This is a genomic window from Actinoallomurus sp. CA-142502 (assembly GCF_050936355.1).
Taxonomy (GTDB): Bacteria; Actinomycetota; Actinomycetes; order Streptosporangiales; family Streptosporangiaceae; genus Actinoallomurus; species Actinoallomurus iriomotensis.
In genome coordinates this window covers 1,224,786-1,244,522 of sequence record NZ_JBNJMY010000001.1, presented here as the reverse complement: position 1 = coordinate 1,244,522, position 19,737 = coordinate 1,224,786, and the positions used below count along the sequence as shown (strand labels likewise).

Sequence of the window (19,737 nt, the reverse complement as noted above, 5' to 3'; positions counted from 1 at the left end):
GCGGGAGGAGCATGAGAGAAATCGAGGAAGCCAGTGCGCAAGTTCAAACAGAAGGCAGCGCTCACACTTACCACGGCGGCGATGCTCGCCGGTTCGGTGTTCGCGAGCAGCCCGGCGAACGCCGCGTCATCACCGATCGCCGCGTGCGGCGGCGGCAGCTACCACGTCATCGACCAGCATGCCCTGAGCAGCTATGGCACCGTTTACCTGATGTACAACGGCAGCACCGACTGCGTGGTCACCTGGAAGACCGCTTATGTGGGGACCCCCACCGAGATGCAGGCCTTCGTTGAGAGAGAAAGCGACTTCAAGGCCGTGGTCGACGACAAGAAGTACTCCTACTACGCCGGTCCGGTGAAAATCGACGCCCCGGGAATGTGCATCATCTGGGGCGGCTCGACCGCCCTGCCGAGCGGGGCGACGGCGTCCGCGTGGTACGACTATTGGTCGCACTGCGACTGATCACGGGGGCTCAGGGTGGGCGGGCCGGCACCGGCGCCTCGAGGCGCACGACACCCTCACGACGCCGGCCGGCCCTGCCGCTGACGAAGTCCTGCTTACGCAGCAGCCGCCCCTACCGCTTCGTGACCTTGTGGATCCAGGCGAGTTGCTGGGCGATCTCCCCGGCCCCGGCCATCTTCTCTCGGTCGGAGCCGTAGAAGACGCCGAGCAGGGTCTCCTTGCCGTGGGCGCCGATGCTCATCACCGGGGCTCCAGAGTCGCCGCCGGCGGGGATCCCGGACACCTTCTCCATGCAGAAGTCCGTGCCGCCCGGTTCTGCGTAGCCCTCGCAGCGGCGGGCGTCCGACCGTACGACCCGCAGCTTCGACTGCTTGAGCACGGGCGACTGGCAGGTGTTCTCATCCTCGGTGCAGGTGGCGCCCCACCCGTACTGCCGCACGATCTCACCGGGGTGGACATGGGCCTTGGCCAGGCGCGCCGGGCGGACCTTCATGGGCGAGACCTTGATGAGCATCATGTCGGCGCGCGCGTTCCCCGCCCGCTTGCCCACCGGGCGGACGGTGGTGCCCTTGCGCATGTCGAGGTCGCCGACCCGGAACGAGATCCGCTTGTCGGCGACCGCCTGCCCCTGCTCGAAGAAGCAGTGCGAAGCGCTGATGACCCACTGCTTCGTGACCGCCGTCCCGGTGCACACCGGTTCGCCGTCGACGAGCATGCGCACCGCCCATGGGCCGTACGTGCTCTTTGAGCCGCCGATGACGGCCGACGCCGGCCCGGCCACCATCACCGAGCCCGTCACCAGCAACAACGCAGACACCAACAGCACACGAACGCGGCGCACCATCCGGAACGGCTCCTCTTCGGGGGGCAGGGCCTTACTGGTGGTGTAGATACGCCGTCAGACCAAAAAGTTCCGAAAGTCAGCGCGATCAGTGGCTCTCGTGCTCGTCGAGATCGATGACGTCGGCGATGACGCAGGTGATGTTGTCGGGGCCACCGCCGGCGTTGGCGGCGTCGGTGAGGTTGCCGACGGCATGTTCGGGGTCGGTCACGGAGGTGAGGATCTTGTGGATGGCTTCCGGGCCGACGACGTCCCACAGGCCGTCGGAGCACAGCAGGTACCGGTCACCGACCAGCGCGCTGTGAAGCTGAAGATCAGGGGTGAGCTCGGCTCGGCCGTCCAGGGCCTGAAGCAGCATCGACCGGTAGGGGTGCGTGGCCACCTGGTCCTGACTGATCTTCCCGTCGTCCAGCAGCGTCTGCACGAGCGTCTGGTCGTGGGTGATCTGGTAGAGGACGTCATCGCGTACGAGATAGGCCCGCGAGTCGCCGATCTGGACAAGGGCGAGCCGGGATCCCGACCACAGCATCGCGGTCAGCGTCGTCCCCATCCCCTGCAGCGACGAGTCGGCCTCGACCAGGTCATGCACCTTCTGGTTGGCCCGGCGGACCGCCTGCTCCAGCATCGAGAGGAGCCGGTCCTGGGGCACGTCGGTGTCCAGGGCGCGTAGTTCCTCGATCACGGCGGCGCTGGCGACCTCGCCGGCGTTGTGGCCTCCCATGCCGTCGGCGACGGCCAGGACGTGGGGGCCCGCGTACGCCGAATCCTCGTTTCCGTCGCGAAGCATCCCGACATCTGACCGTGTTGCGTACCGGATCCCGATCGTCATGCGCGCAACTCTACCGATCATGCTCATTTGTGCGTTTGCGCGAATAGTGCTGGAAGATCATGGCGGTGCGCGGCCGTATGTCGCGGATGAGCCGATCGTGGCGGCGTCCGCCGCTCACGGAGGAGTCCACGGTCCGGTCGTGGATGGTGATGGCTCCGGTGTCGGGCTTCTCGAGGAAGTTCAGGCAGCGCAGGAGTGTGGTCTTGCCGGCGCCGGAAGTTCCGGCCGAGCCCGCGACGATGCCCGCGACGATGCCCGCGAAGAGCCCTACCGCACCTTCGATCGTCATCCAGGCCAGGCTGATCCAGGAGAGCGTTCTGGCCTGCCGGGCGGCCCGCAGCCAGTTCGGGTCGGGCGCCGGGCGCTCGGCAACAGCGTGCGAACAGCGGTCATCCGCACCTGGTGACTCGATCGCGGACACGTGGTGCGATCCGTCAGGTCGTGGTGGCGCCATGAGCCGATGTACCCCTTTCGCGGGCCGACTCCGTGGCCGTCCGGTCAGCCGGTCGTGTCCCATTGCGGGGCCCTCGGCGTGCCGGCTCCGCCGGATACCAGGTCTGCCCTGGTATGAGCGACCGCGGTCGCGGCAGGTCCTCCGGCCGGCCCCGCTTTGGAGCACCAGGCGGCGGGGTCCGCGACGGGCTCTGCGCCGGCGATGGAGCCAGGCGCACCGGCCGCGTGCGCGTTCGCGCCGGATGCGCGTCCTCGCTCGTGTGAGCCGCCACGATGAGCGCACCGATGGTGAGCGCGCCGAGACCGGCGATCGTCACCTGCCTTCTCGACAGGCGCCCGCTGGCCTGTCTGCTCGCGGCGAGCTTCAGCCCCACGATCGCCGTGCGGGTCAGCACTCCCGAGATCATGCTGAGCAGAAGCGGCACGACCTTGCCCGGCAGCGGATGGATCGTCGCGGCGATCACCCCGACGGCGGGCGCCGCGCACGCCACCACCAGCCAGGGCGCGAGGCGCTGCTTGGCCATGTCCAGTAGCGCCGCGAGTGCCAGGCCCTCGCTCGCCGAGTGCACCATGAGCGCGATGACGACCACGACGGAGGCGGTGAGCGCCAGAGTCGCGCCCTCGATCGCCCGGTGCGTGGTCAGCGCCGCCGCCGTACCCATCCCGCTGAACAACGCCGTGTCGACCGCCTGTTCCAGGCGGCGGTGACGGCCCGGCGCGTGCCGGCCCGCCGCCTTGTCCGAGTCCGCCTCACAGCCGCATCCTTTGCGCGTGAAGTAGGTGATCACGGCGAAGCCGACCGCGGCGGCGATGCCGATCGCCCACCACGGCACACCCGTCTCCGACGCCTCCCTCCACGCATCCGGCAGAAGGTCGGTCATCGCGATCACCAGCATCGTCGCCGAGGCGATCGCCAGCCACACGACCACGCGTGTGGAGTTGCGCCGGGCCAGCCACGCCCCCGCGAGGCTGGACACCGATACGAGCCCGACCGCGATCCAGGCCCCGAACCCGGGACCTCGGCCGTGCTCGACGACGTTGATCGCCTCGATTCCCTGCGGCAGGTACACCGGTGACACCTCCTCATGAAGCCGGCCGCGGGGGGACCAGGCACGGCGCGATGGACGGGACGGCGGGACAGCTCGGGAAGGGTGCGTGTTACGAGACGTCGCCGAGGCGCGTGTTCGGCGCCGGACGGCCGGACGGCGGTCCGAGGTCGGTGATGAGGGTGGTCTTCTTCTCTAGCTCGATGAGCAGTGCGCGCAGCTGGCGGATCTGGTCCTGTAGTCCTTCTCTGATGCGACCGCCGTAGGTGAGGGCTTCGCGCTGGGCCGCCTCGGCACGCTCGCGCGCGTCGGCGATGATCTCCTCGGCCTGTTGCCTGGCCATGGTGACCGTACGTTCGGCGGCGTGCCGGGTGAGCCGCGGTGCGCCGTCACTCGCAGGTGACGGCGCCGGACGGGTCCGGAGTTCCGCGTTCTCGCGCAGCACCTGGTCGAGGGTGGCCTCGACCAGGTCGAGGAACTCGTCCACCTGAGCCATGTCGTAGCCTTCGCGGACCCGTACGGTGGCGAAGACCTTGTTGCGCACCTCAGCGGGCGTCAGCGGCCTGCCGCCCGCGGGCAGGCGCAGAACCGGCGCCGTACCGCCGTGCGGGTGGGGATGATCGTGCCCATCGTGGGCGTGTCCCGCGTGGTTCTCGGGCATGTCCGTCTCACCGGCCCTTCGTCAGGTCGCCGCCGGTCGGCTCATTGCCGTCGGCTGAACCTGTGTTTGCACACGGAGAGTTGCCCTCCTACTTCATGTAGTAACCATGACCGTACGGATAGCTCTCCTGGGGCGGCCGGTGACTGCGATGTCACCCGAGCCGACCCCGCCTCAGCTGGGAAAAGATGCCAAGCTTGCTGGCGTTTCGTGTACCGGGACAGGGGGTTGCCGATGGCGATCGCGGGCCCGCTCGAACGCGCGATCATGGAAGCGCTCTGGGACGCCGGCGAGCCCTTGGTCGTCCGCGTCCTGATGGAACGGATCAACGCCGAGGCGACCAGGCCCTCGGCGTACACCACGGTGCAGACCGTCGCCGATCGGCTGGTCCACAAGGGATTCCTCGTCCGGACCCTGGACCGTAACGCCTACCGTTACGCACCGACGCGGAGCCGTGGGGAACACATCGCCGAGGTGATGGTCGAGGCGCTGGCCGGAGTGAGCGATCGAGGGCCGGCGCTGGCGCGGTTCGCCGAGACGATCGACCCGCAGGACGCCCACCGGCTGCTGCTCGAACTGGCCCAACGCTCGCGTCCGGGCCCGTCATCGGCAGGAGACGACGAACCATGATCTCCATCGCCGCACTGGCGGCGATCGCCCTCCTGCTCGGAGGCGCCGCCGGTCCGGTGCTGGCGCGCGGCCGCTGGCCGCTCCGGCTGCCGGGCACGGCGATCGCGGCATGGCTCGGCGTACTGGCCGGAACGCTCGCCGCACTGACCGGGCTCGTCGCCACCGCGCTGTTCGGCAGAGCCGGTCTGGGCCATCACGTGATCGAGTGGCTGCTGAACTACCTGAAGCACCACAAACATCCCAGCAGTGACACGACCTACCTGATCAGCGTCCTCCCTCTGGCCGCGGCGCTCGGCCTCACCCTGGTCGCGGCCAGGCGCTACCGCCGCACCATCGCGCAACGTCGGCACCACCGCGAGGCGCTCGGCTTCGTGACCCACCCGTCACGCGATTTCCCCGACGTCCGCCTCATCGACCATCCGATGCCCGTCGTGTACTGCCTACCCGAGCGTGACCGGCAGATCGTCATGAGCAGTGGCGCGCTCCACCGTCTCGACGCGGCCGAACTGCAGGCCGTCCTCAGCCACGAACGCGCCCACCTCGACAAGCGCCATCACCTGATCCTTACGCTCATCGACGCGGCCGGCGCGGCGCTCGCCTGGCTGCCCAGCTTCCGTACGGCACGAGACCGGCTGCCTCCCCTGGCCGAGATGGCCGCCGACGATGAGGCGGCCCGGAACACCGGACCGGACGTCGTCGCCGCCGCACTGCGGAAACTCGCCATCGCCCCGTGCCCCGCCGGCGGGCTCGCCGCCGGCCCGGCCGACCGGTCCGTACTCGCGCAGCGTCTGGCCCGCCTCGAAGGCGGCAATCCACCTCATGGAACGTACGCCCACCTCCTGAGCGGAACGGCGATCGCACTCTCGATCATCATCCCGGTGGTGGTCTGTGCCGCCTGGGCCGACGCGATCCCGCTCTTCTGCTGAGCGGAGCTACATCTCCTATAACGCGTAGGAGACCTGTCCCCCCATGAGCGGGTCCCCGCCCACGACCCATTCGCCCAGCGATCCTTGATCGCCGAGACTTTCGCGCTCACCGGCTTCTTCGGCGCGGGCTCTTGGCCCCAGGAGGTTCGGTCGCGTACGGGCGGGTGACGCCGGCGATGCGGAGAACAGCGGCGAGCCCGTCCTCGGTGCCGGGCCAATGGGCCTGGATCACCTGCGGGCCGACGTGGCGGATGACCGAGCGCAGCGCCAGCGCGACGACGATGACGTCGTCGGCGTACCCGATGATCGGGACGAAATCGGGCACCAGGTCGATCGGGATCAGCAGGTAGGCCAGCAGCAGCCACAGCCGGACCCGTACGCCACGGGGCAGGCCCGGGTCGCCGGCCAGGCGTTTGAGCAGGCGGACCAGATCGGGCAGCATCCGCAGCGCCTCACGCGGCAGGGTCGACCCCAGGCGCCCGTTGGCGGCCCACAAGGCCGCGATGACCGCGAGCCACAGCACGGCGAGCCCGGCGGCGACCGCGAGGAGCATGTGCCAGATCATCGTGTTGTCCCTCAGTGCTGGTCGGTGAGGATGGTGCGGGCTTCCCGGGCCGCGTAGAACACCAGGACGTAACCGGCGAGGGGGTCGGCCCACCACCAGCCGACCGCGGCGTTGAGAGCCAGGCCGGTCAAGACCGCGGCGGCCAGGACGGCATCGACGAACGTGACGCGACCCTCGGCGGACAGGACCGGGTTGCCGAGGGCGGCGCCGGTACGGGCCTTACCGGCGGCGAGGGCGGCCATGACGGCGGCGGTGATCGCGGTCCACGCGATCCCGCCCGGGCTGTGCGCGGCTCGGTGCCCGGACACCAGGGCCCAGCTGGACTGGATCAGCAGGTAGATCGCCAGTGCGATGAACGCGACCGCCATCGCGCGCAGGGCCCGGCGCCGCCGGAGCTCGCCGGTGCCCGACAGTTCCCACACCACCACCGTCGAGGCACCGATCTCGATCAGGGAATCCAGCCCGAAACCGGCCAGGGCCACCGAGCGGGCGGCGATGGCCGTGACGGCCAGGACCGCCACGCCGGCCACGTTCCAGCCGAGCGTGAGGAACTCCAGTGCGAACCCACGGCGCACGAGACGGGCCCGGTCAGCGGCGGCCGACGACGGCGCGTTCATGACCGGCAGTCTGCCAGCGCGGATGACCTGCGAGGAACGGCGAGGCGCCGTCCTGGTTCCCGACTCCGTCCGGTTACCCCGCCGACTCGGGATGCAGGCGGTACGGTGCAACATATGAACGATGGTGCAGATGTCGCATCGAACAGTGTGCTGGGCCTGGGCGACTGCAGCGTGCGCATCGTCGACCGCGACCGGGTGGCCATCGTCGCCGCGGCGATGCCCGCCGAGAACGACGTCGCAGAACTAGCCGACATCTTCGGTCTCCTCGCCGATCCTGCGCGGCTCCGCTTGCTGGTCGCCCTGCTCGAGGGCGAAATGTGCGTGTGCGACCTCGCCGCGGTTTCCGGCGCGAGCGAGTCGGCGGTCTCTCATCATCTGCGGCTGCTACGCGCGCACCGGGTCGTCCACGTACGCCGGGCGGGGCGGATGGCCTACTACCGGCTCGCCGACGCGCACGTGCGGATGCTGCTGGATGTGGCGCTCACCCACATCGGGCATGCCCCCGCCGCCGCTCATCCCGAACATGCCTCCCCTCCCCCGGAGAATGCTCATGAGTAGCGCCCACGATCACAAGGACGAAGACGGCCACGGAGAAGGCGGTGGCCATGCGGGCCATTCCCACGGCGTGAGCGCGGATGCCGACAAGCGCCATCTCACCGGCGCGCTCTCGCTGATCGTCGCGTTCATGGCCGGCGAGGTCGTCGTCGGCATCCTGGCGAGTTCGCTGGCATTGATCTCCGATGCCGCCCACATGCTGACCGACGCGGCCTCGATCGTGCTGGCGCTGGTGGCCATGCGGCTCGCCGCCAAACCACCCCGGGGCGGCTACACCTATGGCCTCCAGCGCGCGGAGATCCTCTCGGCCCAGGCGAACGGGCTGTCGTTGCTGGTGCTGTCGGTGTGGCTCGGATATGAGGCGATCCGCCGGCTAGTCTCGCCGCCCGAGGTCACCGGCGGGTTGGTGCTGGGCACCGCGCTGGTCGGCATCGTCATCAACGTCGCCGCCACCTGGCTGATCAGCAAGGCCAACCGGTCCAGCCTCAACGTCGAAGGCGCCTTCCAGCACATCCTCACCGATCTGTACGCCTTCATCGCCACCGCGGTGGCCGGCCTGATCATGGTGCTCACCGGCTTCGCCCGTGCGGACGCCATCGCCTCACTCATCGTCGTGGCCCTGATGCTCAAGGCCGGTGTCGGGCTCGTACGCGAATCCGGACGCATCTTCCTGGAGGCCGCCCCCGCCGGGCTGTCACCCGAGTCGGTCGGACAGGTCCTGGCCGACCGCCCCAACGTGTCCCAGATACACGACCTGCACATATGGCAGATCACCTCGGGCATGGCCGCCGCCTCGGCTCACGTCCTGGTCGCCCCGGGCGAGGACTGCCACGCCGTACGCGCCGACCTCGAAAGCGTGCTGGCCGCGGAATACAAGATCACTCACACGACGCTTCAGGTCGACCACGTACCCGACTCTCTGCCGTCGATCACGAACGCGGGCGAGATGGCGGCAGAACACTGCGACGAGTCGCACGGACCCGTACACCGCCCCGACGCACGGCGCTAGCGGGCCGCCGCTTCGCCGCCCGGCCTCACAGAAGCGTCGGGGAGACCGATTCGCAGGTGCTCCACGTGGTACAGCGCCTGGTCCAGCAGTTCGGCGACATGGTCGTCGTACAGCGAATAAACCACGGAACGGCCGCGGCGCTCACCGACGACGAGACCAAGGTTGCGCAGCAGGCGGAGTTGGTGGGAGCAGGCGGATTGCTCCATGCCCACCTCGGCGGCCAGTTCCGTGGCCGCGAGTGAGCCGTCGCGGAGCCGGGCGAGTATCAGCAGCCGCGAAGGAGTGGCCAGCGCCTGGAGCGTGGTGGCCACCTTGACGGCACTGGCCTGATCCAGACGCGTACGCGGAACATCGTTGGCGGCCGGCGCGGCTCCGTGACCCATTGCCTCATCCTACGCCGGGCGGCCATGAGCACATGAAGAGTTGTTCATGTGTTCCTGTACGGTGGAGGAGACGAACGACGTCCGGTGGCGCTGACGAAGGACTGCCGATGCCTCCCTCCCTGACCCTTGATGCCCCTGCGGGCACCACCGGTGATGCGGCGGCGCCGACACGCCGTACGAGGATCTTCGCCCTGAGCGAGGCGCGTTGGGCGGCGGCGGCTTTGGCGTTGTTCCTGCTCGCGTTGCCGTTCTACCTGTGGGGGCTGTCCGCCTGGACGTGGGGGCCGCTGTTCGCGCTGTGCTACGCGGCCGGCGGCTGGGAGCCGGGGCTGGCGGGGTTGCGGGCACTGCGCGACAGGACGCTCGACGTGGATCTGCTGATGGTGATCGCCGCGCTGGGAGCGGCGGTGATCGGTCAGGTGCTGGACGGCGCGCTGCTGATCGTCATCTTCGCCACGTCGGGCGCCTTGGAGGCGATCGCCACCGCGCGGACCGCCGATTCGGTGCGCGGGCTGCTCGATCTGGCGCCCACCACCGCGACGCGGCGGGGCGATGACGGCAGCGAAGAGACGGTGCCCACCGATCGGCTCGCCGTCGGCGACACCATCCTGATACGCCCTGGTGAACGCGTCGGCGCCGACGGCCGGGTGCTGGAGGGCATGAGCGAGGTCGACCAGGCGACCATCACCGGCGAACCGCTGCCGGTGGCGAAGCAGTGCGGGGACGAGGTGTTCGCCGGCACCCTGAACGGCACGGGTGCGCTGGTCGTGAAGGTCGAGCGGGATCCGTCGGACACGGTGATCGCGCGGATCGTGGCGATGGTCGCCGAAGCGTCCGAGACCAAGGCGCCGACGCAGCTGTTCATCGAGAAGGTGGAACAGCGCTACTCCGTCGGCATGGTCGCCGCCACCGTACTGCTCTTCGCGCTACCGCTGGTCTTCGGCACGGCCCTTCAACCGACCCTGCTCCGCGCGATGACCTTCATGATCGTGGCGTCCCCCTGTGCCGTGGTGCTGGCGACCATGCCGCCCCTCCTGTCGGCCATCGCCAACGCCGGCCGCCATGGTGTGCTGGTCAAGTCCGCCGTGGTCATGGAACGGCTCGGACAGGTGGACGTCGTCGCCCTGGACAAGACCGGCACCCTGACCGAGGGCACCCCGCGGGTCAGCGACATCCGCCCCATTCCCGCCGGCGGGCTGAGCGAGGACGAGTTGCTGGCGATGGCGGCCGCGGCCGAGCGCCCCAGCGAACACCCGCTGGCCCGCGCCGTCGTCGAGGCGGCCCGCGACCGCGGGCTCCCCGTCCCGGCGGCCGAGCACTTCGCCTCCACTCCCGGCGCGGGAGTCACCGCCCACCTGGACGGCCGTACGGTCGCGGTCGGCAGCCCGGCCCGTCTGCTCGGCGACGACGCCGCGCACCCGGTCGCGGCCGTGGCGACGCGATTGGAGGCCGACGGCCGTACCGCCGTGGTGGTCCTTCTGGATGAACGCCCGGTCGGAGTGATCGGCTTCGCGGATCGGCTGCGCGCCGAGGCCGCACGCACGGTCAACGCCCTGACGGCGCTGACCGGGACGGCCCCGAAGCTGGTCACCGGGGACAATCCACGCGCGGCCGACCGGCTCGCCGCCGACGCCGGCATCACCGAGGTACGCGCCGGCCTGCTGCCGGCGGACAAGGTCGGCGTGGTGAAGGACCTGGAGCGAGCGGGCCGCAAGGTGCTGGTCGTCGGCGACGGCGTCAACGACGCCCCCGCACTCGCCGCCGCCCATGTCGGCGTCGCCATGGGCCGAGCCGGTTCGGACCTGGCCCTGGAGACCGCGGACGCCGTCGTCGTTCGCGACGAACTGACGACGATCCCAGCGGTCGTCGCCCTGTCGCGCCGCGCCCGGCGGCTGGTGACCCAGAACCTGATCATCGCCGCGGCCTTCATCACGGGCCTGGTCATCTGGGATCTGGCCGGGCACCTGCCGCTCCCGCTCGGCGTGGCGGGCCACGAGGGATCGACCGTCATCGTCGGCCTCAACGGCCTACGGCTCCTCACCTCCTCGGCCTGGCGACGCGCACGGCGGCACACGACACCAGCGTGATCGGGCTCGTCTCGCCACGGTGCCGGCCGTCTCCTCGCCCGCCGGTAACGCGGTCCGCCTCCGCGGCGCTTGTAGTTCTTGCTGCGATCTCGTCCTGGAGGCTCAATGAAGGTTCGCGTGCGAAGACGCACAGCGATCATCGTCACGGTCGTTCTCGGTGCGGCGGGCGCCGGTGCGGCCGTCGTGTGGAACGGTACGGCGTCGCGACGGCCCGCCGCGGCGGCGGTCGGTGCGATCGATGGGCGGGTGCACACCATCAAGCTCCGTACCACCGGCACCTCGGCCGGCGCTCCGGCGCAGTCGACGCCGGTGTTCAGCATGGTCGGTGTGGCCTGGAACAGGCCGGACGCTCGGGTGAGCGGCACCGTCAAGGTGCGCACGCGCAGTGTCGCGACCGGTGCGTGGTCCGCCTGGCGACCGGTCGCCGTCCAGGGCGACGACCTACCCGACGGCACCCGCGGTGAGCACTCGCGGCAGGGCGCCACGGCACCGCTGTGGACCGGCCCCTCCAACGGCGTCGACGTACGCGTGACCGGGCACCGCGCCCTGCCGCCGGGGCTGCGTGCCGTGCTGATCGATCCCGGCAGCAGACGACGCCGGCCCGTCCACGCCGCCGGCCATCAGGCCGCACGGGTCGCCCTGGCCGCCGACGTGACGAGTCCCGACCCGTCCGCGCCGGCTGACTCCCCCGTCGCGACCCCCACGGACAGCCCGACCACGTCGCCGGCGGACTCTCCCACCGCGACGCCGTCATCGGCTAGCCCCACCGGCTCGCCCACGCCCTCGGACTCCGCCTCGTCGGCCCCGACGACGAGCACCGCGCCCCGCCCCGACATCGTCGCCCGCGCGGCCTGGGGCGCCGACGAGTCGCTGGTCCCGACGCCGAACGCCTACGGGCAGAAAGTGAAGGCCGTCTTCGTCCATCACACGGACACCGGCAACGACTACTCCTGCGCCGACTCGGCCGCGGTGGTCCGCTCGATCTTCCTGTACCACGTGAAGACCAACGGCTGGAACGACATCGGTTACAACTTCCTCGTCGACAAATGCGGCACCCTGTTCGAGGGCCGTTCGGGCGGAGTCGACCGGCCGGTGATCGGCGCGCACGCCTACGGGTTCAACACCGACTCGGCCGGCGTGGCCGTCCTGGGCACCTTCACCGACGTGGCCCCGCCGCAGGCCGCCCTCGACACCGTGGCCAAGGTCGCCGCGTGGAAACTCGGCCTCAGCGGCGGCGACCCGACCGGCGCCACGACGCTCACCGAAGGCGTCAAGGACGGCAACTTCCCGTACGAGTCCGCGGTCACCTTCAAGACGATCTCCGGGCACCGCGACGCCAACAGCACCGCATGCCCCGGATCACTGCTGTACGCCAGGCTCGGCGCCATCCGGACCGCCGCGGCCCAGTGGACGACACCCGCCGACCTGTCCGCCGCCTCGCTCACCGGCGCGACGAAGGTGAACACCACCTACTACACCAAGGGCACGGTCACCCTCGGCTGGCGTCCCGGCGCCGTATCCGGCTACCACCTGCTCGACAACGGCACCACGATCGCCGAACCCGCCGCCACCGCCCTCTCCGTCACCACCACGCTGCGCCCCGGAACCCACCAGCTGCAGTTGGTCGCCGACAACATGGACGGCACGACCACGAAATCCCCGGCCTTCCCGGTCGTCGCCGACACGGCCAAGCCCACCTTCGGCAGCCCGGCCGCGCTGTCCGTACGGACCGGCACCGTCAGCACGACCAAGCTCCCCGTCAGCCTCAAGTGGAAGGTCACCGACGACCGGCTGCTTCAGTCGGTCAAGGCCACGTCCCCGTCGGCCGCGACGTTCGGCACGACGACCACGAGCTGGTCCGCCTACGCCAAGCCGTCGGCCTCCACCACCTGGTCGCTGACCGCCGCCGACGCGGCCGGCAACACCGCCACCAGCGCGGTGAAGCGTACGGCCGCGCTCCGGTCCGACGGCTCCTCCAGCCGTACGGGAACGTGGAAGACGACCGCCAACAGCCATTACCTCGGCGGCAGCGGCCTGTACTCCAGCGCCAAGGGAGCGACCGCCTCCTGGACCGTCACCGCCCGCTCGGTCGGCCTCATCGACAAGCGCACGACGAGCTCCGGGAAGCTCTACGTCTACGTCGACGGCGCCTACGCGGCCACCATCGACACCCGGGCGTCCTCCAGCCTCTACCGGCAGATCCAGTGGACCAGGACCTGGAGCACCAGCACCCGCCACACCATCAAGATCAAGGTCGCCGGCACCTCAGGACGGCCCACGATCGCCCTCGACGGCCTCGCCTACGTCGGCTGAACCCTGACAACCCCGACGTGGGGCCTCATCCAGTGCTCGATCACCGGATGAGGCCCCACGTCCCGCCCAGACGCACATCCGGCGCACACATGCCTTCCCATGCAACCGGCGCGCAGGGGGCCGACACCATCCTGCGGGCCGCCCTCGACGGGGACGAAGACGCGTTCCGCGTCCTGTACCGGCAGATCCACCCCCGGCTGCTGCGCTACGTACGGACGCTGGTCGGCGACGACGCCGAAGACGTCACCTCCGAGGCATGGCTCCACATCGCACGTGACCTCGCCACCTTCGACGGTGACATCAACGGCTTCCGTGGCTGGACCGCGACCATCGCGCGCCACCGCGCGCTCGACCACCTCCGCCACCGCAAGCGCCGCCCCGTGTCGCAGACCCCCGTCGACGAGCTCCCCGAACAGACCGCACCCGAGGACACCGAGACGACGGCTCTGGACTCACTGTCCACCGAGGCCGCCCTCGCGTTCATCGCGCGCCTGCCCCACGACCAGGCGGAGATCATCATCCTGCGCGTCGTCGTCGGCCTGGACGCCAAGGCCGTCGCCAAGATCCTCGGCAAACGCCCCGGCGCCGTACGCACCGCCGCCCACCGCGGACTGCGCCGCCTCGAGCAGCTCATCCATGACCTGGAGCTCCCGCGATGAACGATCCCGGCCTCGATCTCGACACCGCCGAACGAATGATCCGCGGAGAACCCACCGGCCCACCCCGCCTCGCCCGGCTGCTCGCCGCCGCCTCAGCCCTTCCGGAAACGGTACGGACCGAGGGCGAACAGGCGGCCCTCGCCGCGTATCGCGCGGCCCACGCCGACCGCCGGGGACGGCGCAGACGACGGGTCCCCGCCCTGATCAGCGTCAAAGCGGCCCTGATCGGACTCCTACTCCTCCTCACCGGCGGCGTCGCCATGGCCGCCACCGCGCACCACCTCGCCCGCTCGCCGGAAGACAAACGGTCCCACCACGCCAGGACGCCGGACACGTCCAAGACGTTCCTGACCCACGAAGGCCCGAAGAGGTTCGTACGCCGGACCCCGAAGCGATCGACCCCACGGCCCGCGCACGCCCATTCACAGCCGACACAGGCTCAGAAGAACAAACCGCACCCCGGCAACACACCGAAGGGCAAGGCGAAGGGCAACGCCCAGAAAGCGCCGACCGGCTGAGTCATCCGGCGCACCACCGCGTCACATCAGGCGGTGAAGGAGTGGATGTAGGCGAGCGCGGCGTTCGTCGAGGTCGGCTTCGGGGCGGCCGGACGTCCCACCGCCCGGCAGCGCCCTCGTCGCCACCGCGTGTCTACCATCGGAGTAGTAGGAGCGGTGAGCAGGCGCGGCAGGCCTGCGGACCGGCAGGTGGGAGGTGACCATGGGAACAAAGACCCAGTCATCGCAGCGCGCCCCGGGCCCAGGCGCAGAACCGGGCCGGCGCCGGCCACCCCTCGTCGAGCGCTGGCGCGAGTCGGCGGATCAGCACCTCACCCCCACGAAGCGGTCTCTCCTGGCGATGTGGATCTCCTTCGGCACCACCTGGGGCGCCGTACGGTTGATCACCCACGGCATCCGGGGCGGGTGGCTGCCCTGGGGGAACATCTCGACGGGCGGCCAGCATCTGCACCACTACAACCTCGGCATCGCCACGCTCGCGGGCGTCGGCCTGATCGCGGTTCGCGGTGACGAACGGGCCGTGGGACACCCCGCGGTCGCCGCCGCGTACGGCGCGGGCACCGCGTTGATCACCGATGAGTTCGCCCTGCTGCTGGACCTGCGGGACGTCTACTGGGCGAAGCAGGGGCGGCTCAGCGTGGACGTCAGCCTGGGCGTTCTGTCCGTGCTCGGCACGTACCTGACCGCCCGACCGTTCTGGCATGAGATCGCCACGGTGACCCGCCACCACGTCGGCTCCGCGGCCAAGCGGCGCCTGGCATCCGCCCCGTGAAGGTGCCAAGGGGCAGCATCACCGTGCCGTGGATGGTGAACAGCTGGTTGCAGGTGTACGCGCTCACGAGGTGTACGCCCGGCCGTACCCGTTGCCCCCGCATGAGCATCGCCATGAGGCCACCGGCGCGTCTGCCCGAAAACAACCAGTCTGCGGCCGCGGCTTCGGGCGGAGAGTGCGGCGGGTCGCCGCACTGATACGGTCTGTGGTTGTGCCGGACCGGTTCGAGGCGTGGTTGCCGCCCCGGCGGCGCGGGCTGCTGGTGGTGTGCGCGCTGGCGGTGCTGTGTCCGCTGTTCTTCCTCACGCCGCGTGGTCTGTCCCCCGACGCCGGGCGGCTGGTGCTCGCGGGGCTGGCGGTCGTGCAGGCGGGCGGGATCTGGTGGATGGGCTCCCGCCCGGCCGTGGTGACCGCGGCGGTGCTGTGCGCGGGGGCCGGGATCCAGCTGATGTATCCGGCGATCGGCCCGGGGGTCGCGCTGGTGGTGGTGTCCACGTTCGCGTGGCTGCGCCCGGCGCGCGCCTCGGTGTGGATACTGGCCGTCGTCATCGCGCTGTCCGGCGCCATCGCCCTGGTCACCGGCCGCTGGAGCGACGCGTTGCTGTGGCTGGCCGCGACGCTGCTCGCGTGGACCTGGGGTGCGCTGGGCCGGGCGCGGTCGGCCCGCCGTCAGGCCGAGGCGGCGCGCGCGATCCTCGAAGAGCGGGCCCGCATCGCCCGCGAGCTGCATGACGTCCTGGCCCACACGGTGTCGGTGATGGTGGTCCAGGCCTCGGCGGCGGACGACGTGTTCGACGTCAGCCCGGACCGCGCCCGGCAGGCGATACGCGACCTGGAGGGCTCGGGCCGGCAGGCCCTGGCCGAGCTGCGCCGCTTCCTGCGTACGGTCCGTACTCTGGATGAGGCGGGACCGTTCGACGCGGAGGCGGCGGGTGAGCCGCAGCCCGTGCTGGCCGACCTGCCCGCGCTGGCCCGGCCCCTGGCCGCCGCCGGCCTGGAGGTGGTGATCCGGCAGGAGGGCCTGGACGACGTGACCCTCGCGCCGGGCGTCGAACGGTCGGCGTACCGAATCGTGCAGGAATCCCTCACCAATGTCGTACGGCACGCCCGTGCTCGTACCGCGCGGGTGAACATCGGGGTCGCGGACGGAGAGTTGACGGTGGAGATCCACGACGACGGGAAGGGCGGCGGCAGGTTCGCCGACCTCGGCGGCGGGCACGGCATCGCCGGCATGCGCGAGCGCGCGGCGCTGCTCGGCGGGTCGGTCGAGGCCGGACCGGCGCCGGCCGGCGGGTTCCGGGTCTGCGCCCGCCTTCCGCTGGAGGAGCCCGCATGACGATCCGCGTGCTGGTCGCCGACGATCAGGACCTCGTACGCGCCGGGTTCTGCATGATCATCGACACCCGCGACGACCTGGAAGTGGTCGGCGAGGCCGGGGACGGCGAGGAGGCCGTACGGCTCGCCGAACGGCTGCGGCCCGACGTGGTGCTGATGGACGTGCGGATGCCGGGCACCAACGGGATCGAGGCGACGCGGCGGCTGACGGCGGCCGAGCACCCGCCGAAGGTCATCATCCTGACCACGTTCGACCTCGACGAGCCGATGTACGCGGCGCTGCGCGCGGGCGCCAGCGGATTTTTGCTCAAGGACGTACGCCCGAACGAACTGGCCGACGCGATCCGCGTGGTCGCGAGCGGCGAGGCGCTGCTCGCCCCCACCGTCACCCGTCGCCTCCTCGACCGCTTCGTGCCGACCCTCGCCGACGACCAGGTGGTGCGCCCCGCCGAGCTGGCCGAACTCACCGACCGTGAGCTGGAGGTCCTCACCCTGGTGGCGCGGGCCGCGTCGAACGCCGAGATCGCCCGGCGGCTGGTGGTGACCGAGGCGACCGTCAAGACCCACGTGTCGGCGATCCTGCGCAAGCTGAACGTCCCCGACCGCGTGCACGCGGTGGTGGCCGCCTACGACCTCGGACTGGTACGCCCCCGCCCCTCCGTCTGACGTCGTACCCGCAAGACCAGACGGCGGACCGAGGCGGAGGAACCGGCTCTTTTCCTACCGTCGACGGCATGACGCCATCGGGCAATCCGCCGACCGGGCGGCCGCACGCACGAGCGGTACGCCTCGTACTCATCCTGCTGTTCGCCAACCTCGCGCTCAGCATCGTGTTCGCGGGGCTCACCCTGCTGTTCCGGCACGGCATCCTGGACTACCAGCTCGCCCGGCACCCCGGCCCGGACCCGGCGAAGACCAGGGACAAGCTGGCGCTGACCCTGTGGACGCGGCCCATCCCGATCCTCCTGGTCGCGGTGGTCTACCTCTGGGTGGGCCGCCGGCTGCGCCAGGGCGTCCGCGCCGCGTACCTGCGGGTCCGCGTGGTGTCGTTGGTCGGCCTGGTCGCCGTCGCGTACCTGATCCTCACGGGGGCGTACCCTCCGTGGCTGCGCGTGATCCAGGGCGCGCAGCTCCTGCTCCTCGTCGCGCTGGTCGTCGCCGTGAACCGCAGGCGGATGCGTACCGGCTTCCCGCGCGGCCCGAAGCGGCCCCGCCCGCGCGGCGCGCGCCGGGCCGCGTTCACCCTGGTGCTCATCGCCCCGGTCGCCGCCGAACTCACGCTCGGCACCGTCAAGGTGAAGATGCTCTGGCTGGTCCTGCTGTACCTGCCGATCTACGGCGCCGGCGTGCTGCTGATCCGCGAGCTGGTCCGCCGGACCGGCGGTGGCCGGGGCAGCATCCTGCTGATGGGCCTGGTGTACGGGCTCATCGAGGAGGGGCTGGCACTGCAGAGCCTGACCAGCCCCCACCTGTACGGCGCGGCGGGCTGGGCGCCGCGACTTCTGGGGGTCAACACGGCCTACACCGAACTCAATCTGCCGTACCACGTGGTGTTCAGCGTCCTCATCCCGATCGCGCTGGTCGAGCTGGTGTTCCCCACGCTCGGGTCCACGCCGTACCTGCGCCGGGGCGGTCTCGTCATCACCGGGATCGTCGCCGTGCTCGGCGTCGCGCTGCTGCGCGTGTCGGTACCGCCGTCCGAGGACCCCGGTTACGTCCTGCCGGGTGCCGCGCTGATCGTGATCGTCGTGCTGGTGGTCGTGCTGAGCGTCGTCGCCCTGCGCGTCCTGCCCCGGCGCGCCGCCCGCGTACGGGCCGCCGTCGCGGTGCCGCGGCCCGCCGTCGCCGGCGTGGTGAGCGCGGTCGCCGCGCTCGGGTTCATCGGCCTGCTGTATCCGTTCGCGGGGGCACGGCATCCGGCGTTCACGCACGGCGCCTGGGTGCTGGTTCCGATGCTCGCCGCGGCCGCCCTGGCGGTGGGCGCAGGCCTCGCGCTGTGGCGCTGGACGGCCGCCGCGGACTGGACGAGCCGGCACCGGCTGGCCGCGATCTCCGGTGCGCTCATCGCGCACACCGTGTTCGGCGTCGTGGCGAACACCCATACCGTGCCGGACACCGCCGGCCTGACGGTGATCGGCGTCGTCATGATCGTCCTGCTCGTCCTGCTCGGCCGTCGCCTCGACGGCGTACCGCCGGCCGAACCCGTCCGCGCAAGAGCCGCACGATCGTGAACGGCTCGGCCACGCTCCCGCGGCGGCTGTACCTGCTCGCCTACGACACCCGTCGGCAGCGGATTACCCACCGCTTCGAACTCCGGTACGCCCTGCGCGCCGCCATCCTCATCGAACTCCTGCTCCGCGGCCACATCGCCGACCGCGACGGCACGGTACTGGCCGAACGCACCGGCGGCGGCGGCGACCCCGTACTGCGTGCGGCGCTGGCCGAGATCGAGGCCGCGCCAGGGCGGAGCTGGAAGCACTGGGTGCGCGCCGGGCACCGATCCGTCGAACGGGCCGTCAGCGACCAGCTGAGCGCGGACGGCCTGATCACCGTCCGGCATCGCCTCGGCCTCCGCCGGGCGAGGATCACCGTGCCCGACCTCCAGCCGGTCCTGCAGATCACCAACGACGTACGCCGCGCGCTGCGTGAGGAACACCCGGACCCGGCGGACGCGGCGCTCCTCGCCCTGGCCGACGCCGCGGGCCTCCCCGCGGCCGCCACGACCGGCAGGCGCGCCCGCAGGCAGCGGATCGACCGGCTCGCGGAACCGCTGGGCCCGGTCTTCCCCGCCCTTCGCGCGGTCATCCGCGGAATGCGAGCCGCCGCCTCCGGAGGCTCCTGACTCACCGTCCGGCGTGCTCGGGTGCGGCTCCCCGCCAGCGCGTTCGGCGGCGGGAATGCCACGCCGCGTTTGCGTCATTTCTGGACATGTCACTTCTTGTTACGCGGCGGCCACTGAACCATTAGTGTTCCTCCCCGTGATCGACACGTGGACTTACCGCCCGGAGCCGGCATGGGTGAGGCTCGCGCCACGGCATCCTCGTGTGCGGCGGCGGTCCGCCGTGTCGTGAGTCCGGTC

Annotated in this window: 22 protein-coding genes; 14 read left to right on the top strand and 8 right to left on the bottom strand. The window is 70.9% G+C overall.

Translation table 11 applies throughout. The annotated features are described in order from the left end of the window. The first annotated feature begins 33 nt into the window (after positions 1-33). Entirely contained in the window at positions 34-462 is a 429-nt protein-coding gene (locus ACQEV1_RS06020; protein ID WP_433392147.1) for a hypothetical protein, read from the top strand. A gap of 112 nt (positions 463-574) precedes the next feature. Here ACQEV1_RS06020 and ACQEV1_RS06015 read toward each other — a convergent pair whose 3' ends face one another. The 5 genes from ACQEV1_RS06015 to ACQEV1_RS05995 form a co-directional block, all read right to left on the bottom strand. Next, a complete protein-coding gene (locus ACQEV1_RS06015; protein ID WP_433392144.1) occupies positions 575-1,279 on the bottom strand; it encodes a S1 family peptidase in 705 nt (234 codons plus the stop codon). Between the two features lie 112 nt (positions 1,280-1,391). Further along, a complete protein-coding gene (locus ACQEV1_RS06010) occupies positions 1,392-2,090 on the bottom strand; it encodes a PP2C family protein-serine/threonine phosphatase (protein WP_349498025.1) in 699 nt (232 codons plus the stop codon). Between the two features lie 52 nt (positions 2,091-2,142). Further along, a complete protein-coding gene (locus ACQEV1_RS06005) occupies positions 2,143-2,553 on the bottom strand; it encodes an ATP-binding cassette domain-containing protein (RefSeq protein WP_433392141.1) in 411 nt (136 codons plus the stop codon). Positions 2,554-2,566: 13 nt separating this feature from the next. Then, positions 2,567-3,655, bottom strand: coding sequence for a hypothetical protein (locus ACQEV1_RS06000; RefSeq protein WP_433392138.1), 1,089 nt, complete (start codon positions 3,653-3,655; stop codon positions 2,567-2,569). Positions 3,656-3,743: 88 nt separating this feature from the next. Next, positions 3,744-4,292 carry a DivIVA domain-containing protein gene (locus tag ACQEV1_RS05995; protein ID WP_285631491.1) on the bottom strand — a complete coding sequence of 183 codons (549 nt, stop codon included), beginning with the start codon at positions 4,290-4,292 and terminating at the stop codon, positions 3,744-3,746. A 231-nt stretch (positions 4,293-4,523) separates the two neighbouring features. Here ACQEV1_RS05995 and ACQEV1_RS05990 point away from each other — a divergent pair, with 231 nt between their 5' ends. After that, positions 4,524-4,919, top strand: a complete 396-nt coding sequence (locus ACQEV1_RS05990; protein WP_433392134.1) for a BlaI/MecI/CopY family transcriptional regulator — start codon at positions 4,524-4,526, stop codon at positions 4,917-4,919. After that, positions 4,916-5,845: a M56 family metallopeptidase gene (locus ACQEV1_RS05985; RefSeq protein WP_433392131.1), complete on the top strand. Its 930-nt coding sequence runs from the start codon at positions 4,916-4,918 to the stop codon at positions 5,843-5,845. The genes ACQEV1_RS05990 and ACQEV1_RS05985 overlap by 4 nt, the downstream gene beginning before the upstream one ends. Before the next feature lie 106 nt (positions 5,846-5,951). Here the strand turns inward: ACQEV1_RS05985 and ACQEV1_RS05980 are convergent, their stop codons facing one another. Both ACQEV1_RS05980 and ACQEV1_RS05975 read right to left on the bottom strand, forming a co-directional pair. Beyond that, complete coding sequence (locus ACQEV1_RS05980) at positions 5,952-6,410, bottom strand: YkvA family protein (protein ID WP_433392128.1); 459 nt, start codon at positions 6,408-6,410, stop codon at positions 5,952-5,954. A gap of 11 nt (positions 6,411-6,421) precedes the next feature. Further along, positions 6,422-7,027 carry a cation transporter gene (locus ACQEV1_RS05975; protein WP_433392125.1) on the bottom strand — a complete coding sequence of 202 codons (606 nt, stop codon included), beginning with the start codon at positions 7,025-7,027 and terminating at the stop codon, positions 6,422-6,424. A gap of 114 nt (positions 7,028-7,141) precedes the next feature. Between ACQEV1_RS05975 and ACQEV1_RS05970 the strand changes: the two genes are divergently transcribed. Beyond that, on the top strand, positions 7,142-7,585 hold the full coding sequence (locus ACQEV1_RS05970; RefSeq protein WP_285578142.1) for an ArsR/SmtB family transcription factor: 444 nt from the start codon (positions 7,142-7,144) through the stop codon (positions 7,583-7,585). Between the two features lie 67 nt (positions 7,586-7,652). After that, a complete protein-coding gene (locus ACQEV1_RS05965; protein WP_433392121.1) occupies positions 7,653-8,591 on the top strand; it encodes a cation diffusion facilitator family transporter in 939 nt (312 codons plus the stop codon). Here the strand turns inward: ACQEV1_RS05965 and ACQEV1_RS05960 are convergent. Continuing rightward, on the bottom strand, positions 8,588-8,974 hold the full coding sequence (locus ACQEV1_RS05960) for an ArsR/SmtB family transcription factor (protein WP_285631470.1): 387 nt from the start codon (positions 8,972-8,974) through the stop codon (positions 8,588-8,590). The two genes, ACQEV1_RS05965 and ACQEV1_RS05960, sit on opposite strands and share 4 nt — an antisense overlap. Positions 8,975-9,081: 107 nt before the next feature. On the opposite strand from ACQEV1_RS05960, the gene ACQEV1_RS05955 reads away from it, so the two are divergent. From ACQEV1_RS05955 to ACQEV1_RS05915, 9 genes are all read left to right on the top strand, one after another. Further along, positions 9,082-11,061, top strand: coding sequence for a heavy metal translocating P-type ATPase (locus tag ACQEV1_RS05955; RefSeq protein ID WP_433392116.1), 1,980 nt, complete (start codon positions 9,082-9,084; stop codon positions 11,059-11,061). 117 nt (positions 11,062-11,178) lie between these two features. Beyond that, complete coding sequence (locus ACQEV1_RS05950) at positions 11,179-13,374, top strand: N-acetylmuramoyl-L-alanine amidase (RefSeq protein ID WP_433392113.1); 2,196 nt, start codon at positions 11,179-11,181, stop codon at positions 13,372-13,374. Between the two features lie 89 nt (positions 13,375-13,463). Next, a complete protein-coding gene (locus tag ACQEV1_RS05945) occupies positions 13,464-14,033 on the top strand; it encodes an RNA polymerase sigma factor (protein WP_433392110.1) in 570 nt (189 codons plus the stop codon). Next, entirely contained in the window at positions 14,030-14,551 is a 522-nt protein-coding gene (locus ACQEV1_RS05940; RefSeq protein WP_433392107.1) for a hypothetical protein, read from the top strand. The genes ACQEV1_RS05945 and ACQEV1_RS05940 overlap by 4 nt, the downstream gene beginning before the upstream one ends. A gap of 202 nt (positions 14,552-14,753) precedes the next feature. Further along, entirely contained in the window at positions 14,754-15,323 is a 570-nt protein-coding gene (locus ACQEV1_RS05935) for a hypothetical protein (RefSeq protein ID WP_433392104.1), read from the top strand. 211 nt (positions 15,324-15,534) lie between these two features. Beyond that, a complete protein-coding gene (locus ACQEV1_RS05930; protein ID WP_285631452.1) occupies positions 15,535-16,659 on the top strand; it encodes a sensor histidine kinase in 1,125 nt (374 codons plus the stop codon). Continuing rightward, positions 16,656-17,324, top strand: a complete 669-nt coding sequence (locus ACQEV1_RS05925; RefSeq protein ID WP_285578111.1) for a response regulator — start codon at positions 16,656-16,658, stop codon at positions 17,322-17,324. The genes ACQEV1_RS05930 and ACQEV1_RS05925 overlap by 4 nt, the downstream gene beginning before the upstream one ends. A gap of 68 nt (positions 17,325-17,392) precedes the next feature. Then, the gene (locus ACQEV1_RS05920) at positions 17,393-18,889 is read left to right on the top strand and encodes a hypothetical protein (RefSeq protein ID WP_433392100.1); all 1,497 of its coding nucleotides are present in this window, start codon (positions 17,393-17,395) and stop codon (positions 18,887-18,889) included. Next, a complete protein-coding gene (locus tag ACQEV1_RS05915) occupies positions 18,886-19,500 on the top strand; it encodes a GOLPH3/VPS74 family protein (protein ID WP_433392097.1) in 615 nt (204 codons plus the stop codon). Before ACQEV1_RS05920 ends, ACQEV1_RS05915 begins: the two co-directional genes overlap by 4 nt. Positions 19,501-19,737 lie beyond the last annotated feature (237 nt).

Coding starts and splice junctions, on each gene's coding strand:
- ACQEV1_RS06010 (WP_349498025.1), bottom strand. CDS start 2,090: ATGCTTCGCGACGGAAACGAGGATTCGGCGTACGCGGGCCCCCACGTC.
- ACQEV1_RS05995 (WP_285631491.1), bottom strand. CDS start 4,292: ATGCCCGAGAACCACGCGGGACACGCCCACGATGGGCACGATCATCCC.
- ACQEV1_RS05990 (WP_433392134.1), top strand. CDS start 4,524: ATGGCGATCGCGGGCCCGCTCGAACGCGCGATCATGGAAGCGCTCTGG.
- ACQEV1_RS05985 (WP_433392131.1), top strand. CDS start 4,916: ATGATCTCCATCGCCGCACTGGCGGCGATCGCCCTCCTGCTCGGAGGC.
- ACQEV1_RS05980 (WP_433392128.1), bottom strand. CDS start 6,410: ATGATCTGGCACATGCTCCTCGCGGTCGCCGCCGGGCTCGCCGTGCTG.
- ACQEV1_RS05975 (WP_433392125.1), bottom strand. CDS start 7,027: ATGAACGCGCCGTCGTCGGCCGCCGCTGACCGGGCCCGTCTCGTGCGC.
- ACQEV1_RS05970 (WP_285578142.1), top strand. CDS start 7,142: ATGAACGATGGTGCAGATGTCGCATCGAACAGTGTGCTGGGCCTGGGC.
- ACQEV1_RS05960 (WP_285631470.1), bottom strand. CDS start 8,974: ATGGGTCACGGAGCCGCGCCGGCCGCCAACGATGTTCCGCGTACGCGT.
- ACQEV1_RS05955 (WP_433392116.1), top strand. CDS start 9,082: ATGCCTCCCTCCCTGACCCTTGATGCCCCTGCGGGCACCACCGGTGAT.
- ACQEV1_RS05945 (WP_433392110.1), top strand. CDS start 13,464: ATGCCTTCCCATGCAACCGGCGCGCAGGGGGCCGACACCATCCTGCGG.
- ACQEV1_RS05940 (WP_433392107.1), top strand. CDS start 14,030: ATGAACGATCCCGGCCTCGATCTCGACACCGCCGAACGAATGATCCGC.
- ACQEV1_RS05935 (WP_433392104.1), top strand. CDS start 14,754: ATGGGAACAAAGACCCAGTCATCGCAGCGCGCCCCGGGCCCAGGCGCA.
- ACQEV1_RS05925 (WP_285578111.1), top strand. CDS start 16,656: ATGACGATCCGCGTGCTGGTCGCCGACGATCAGGACCTCGTACGCGCC.
- ACQEV1_RS05920 (WP_433392100.1), top strand. CDS start 17,393: ATGACGCCATCGGGCAATCCGCCGACCGGGCGGCCGCACGCACGAGCG.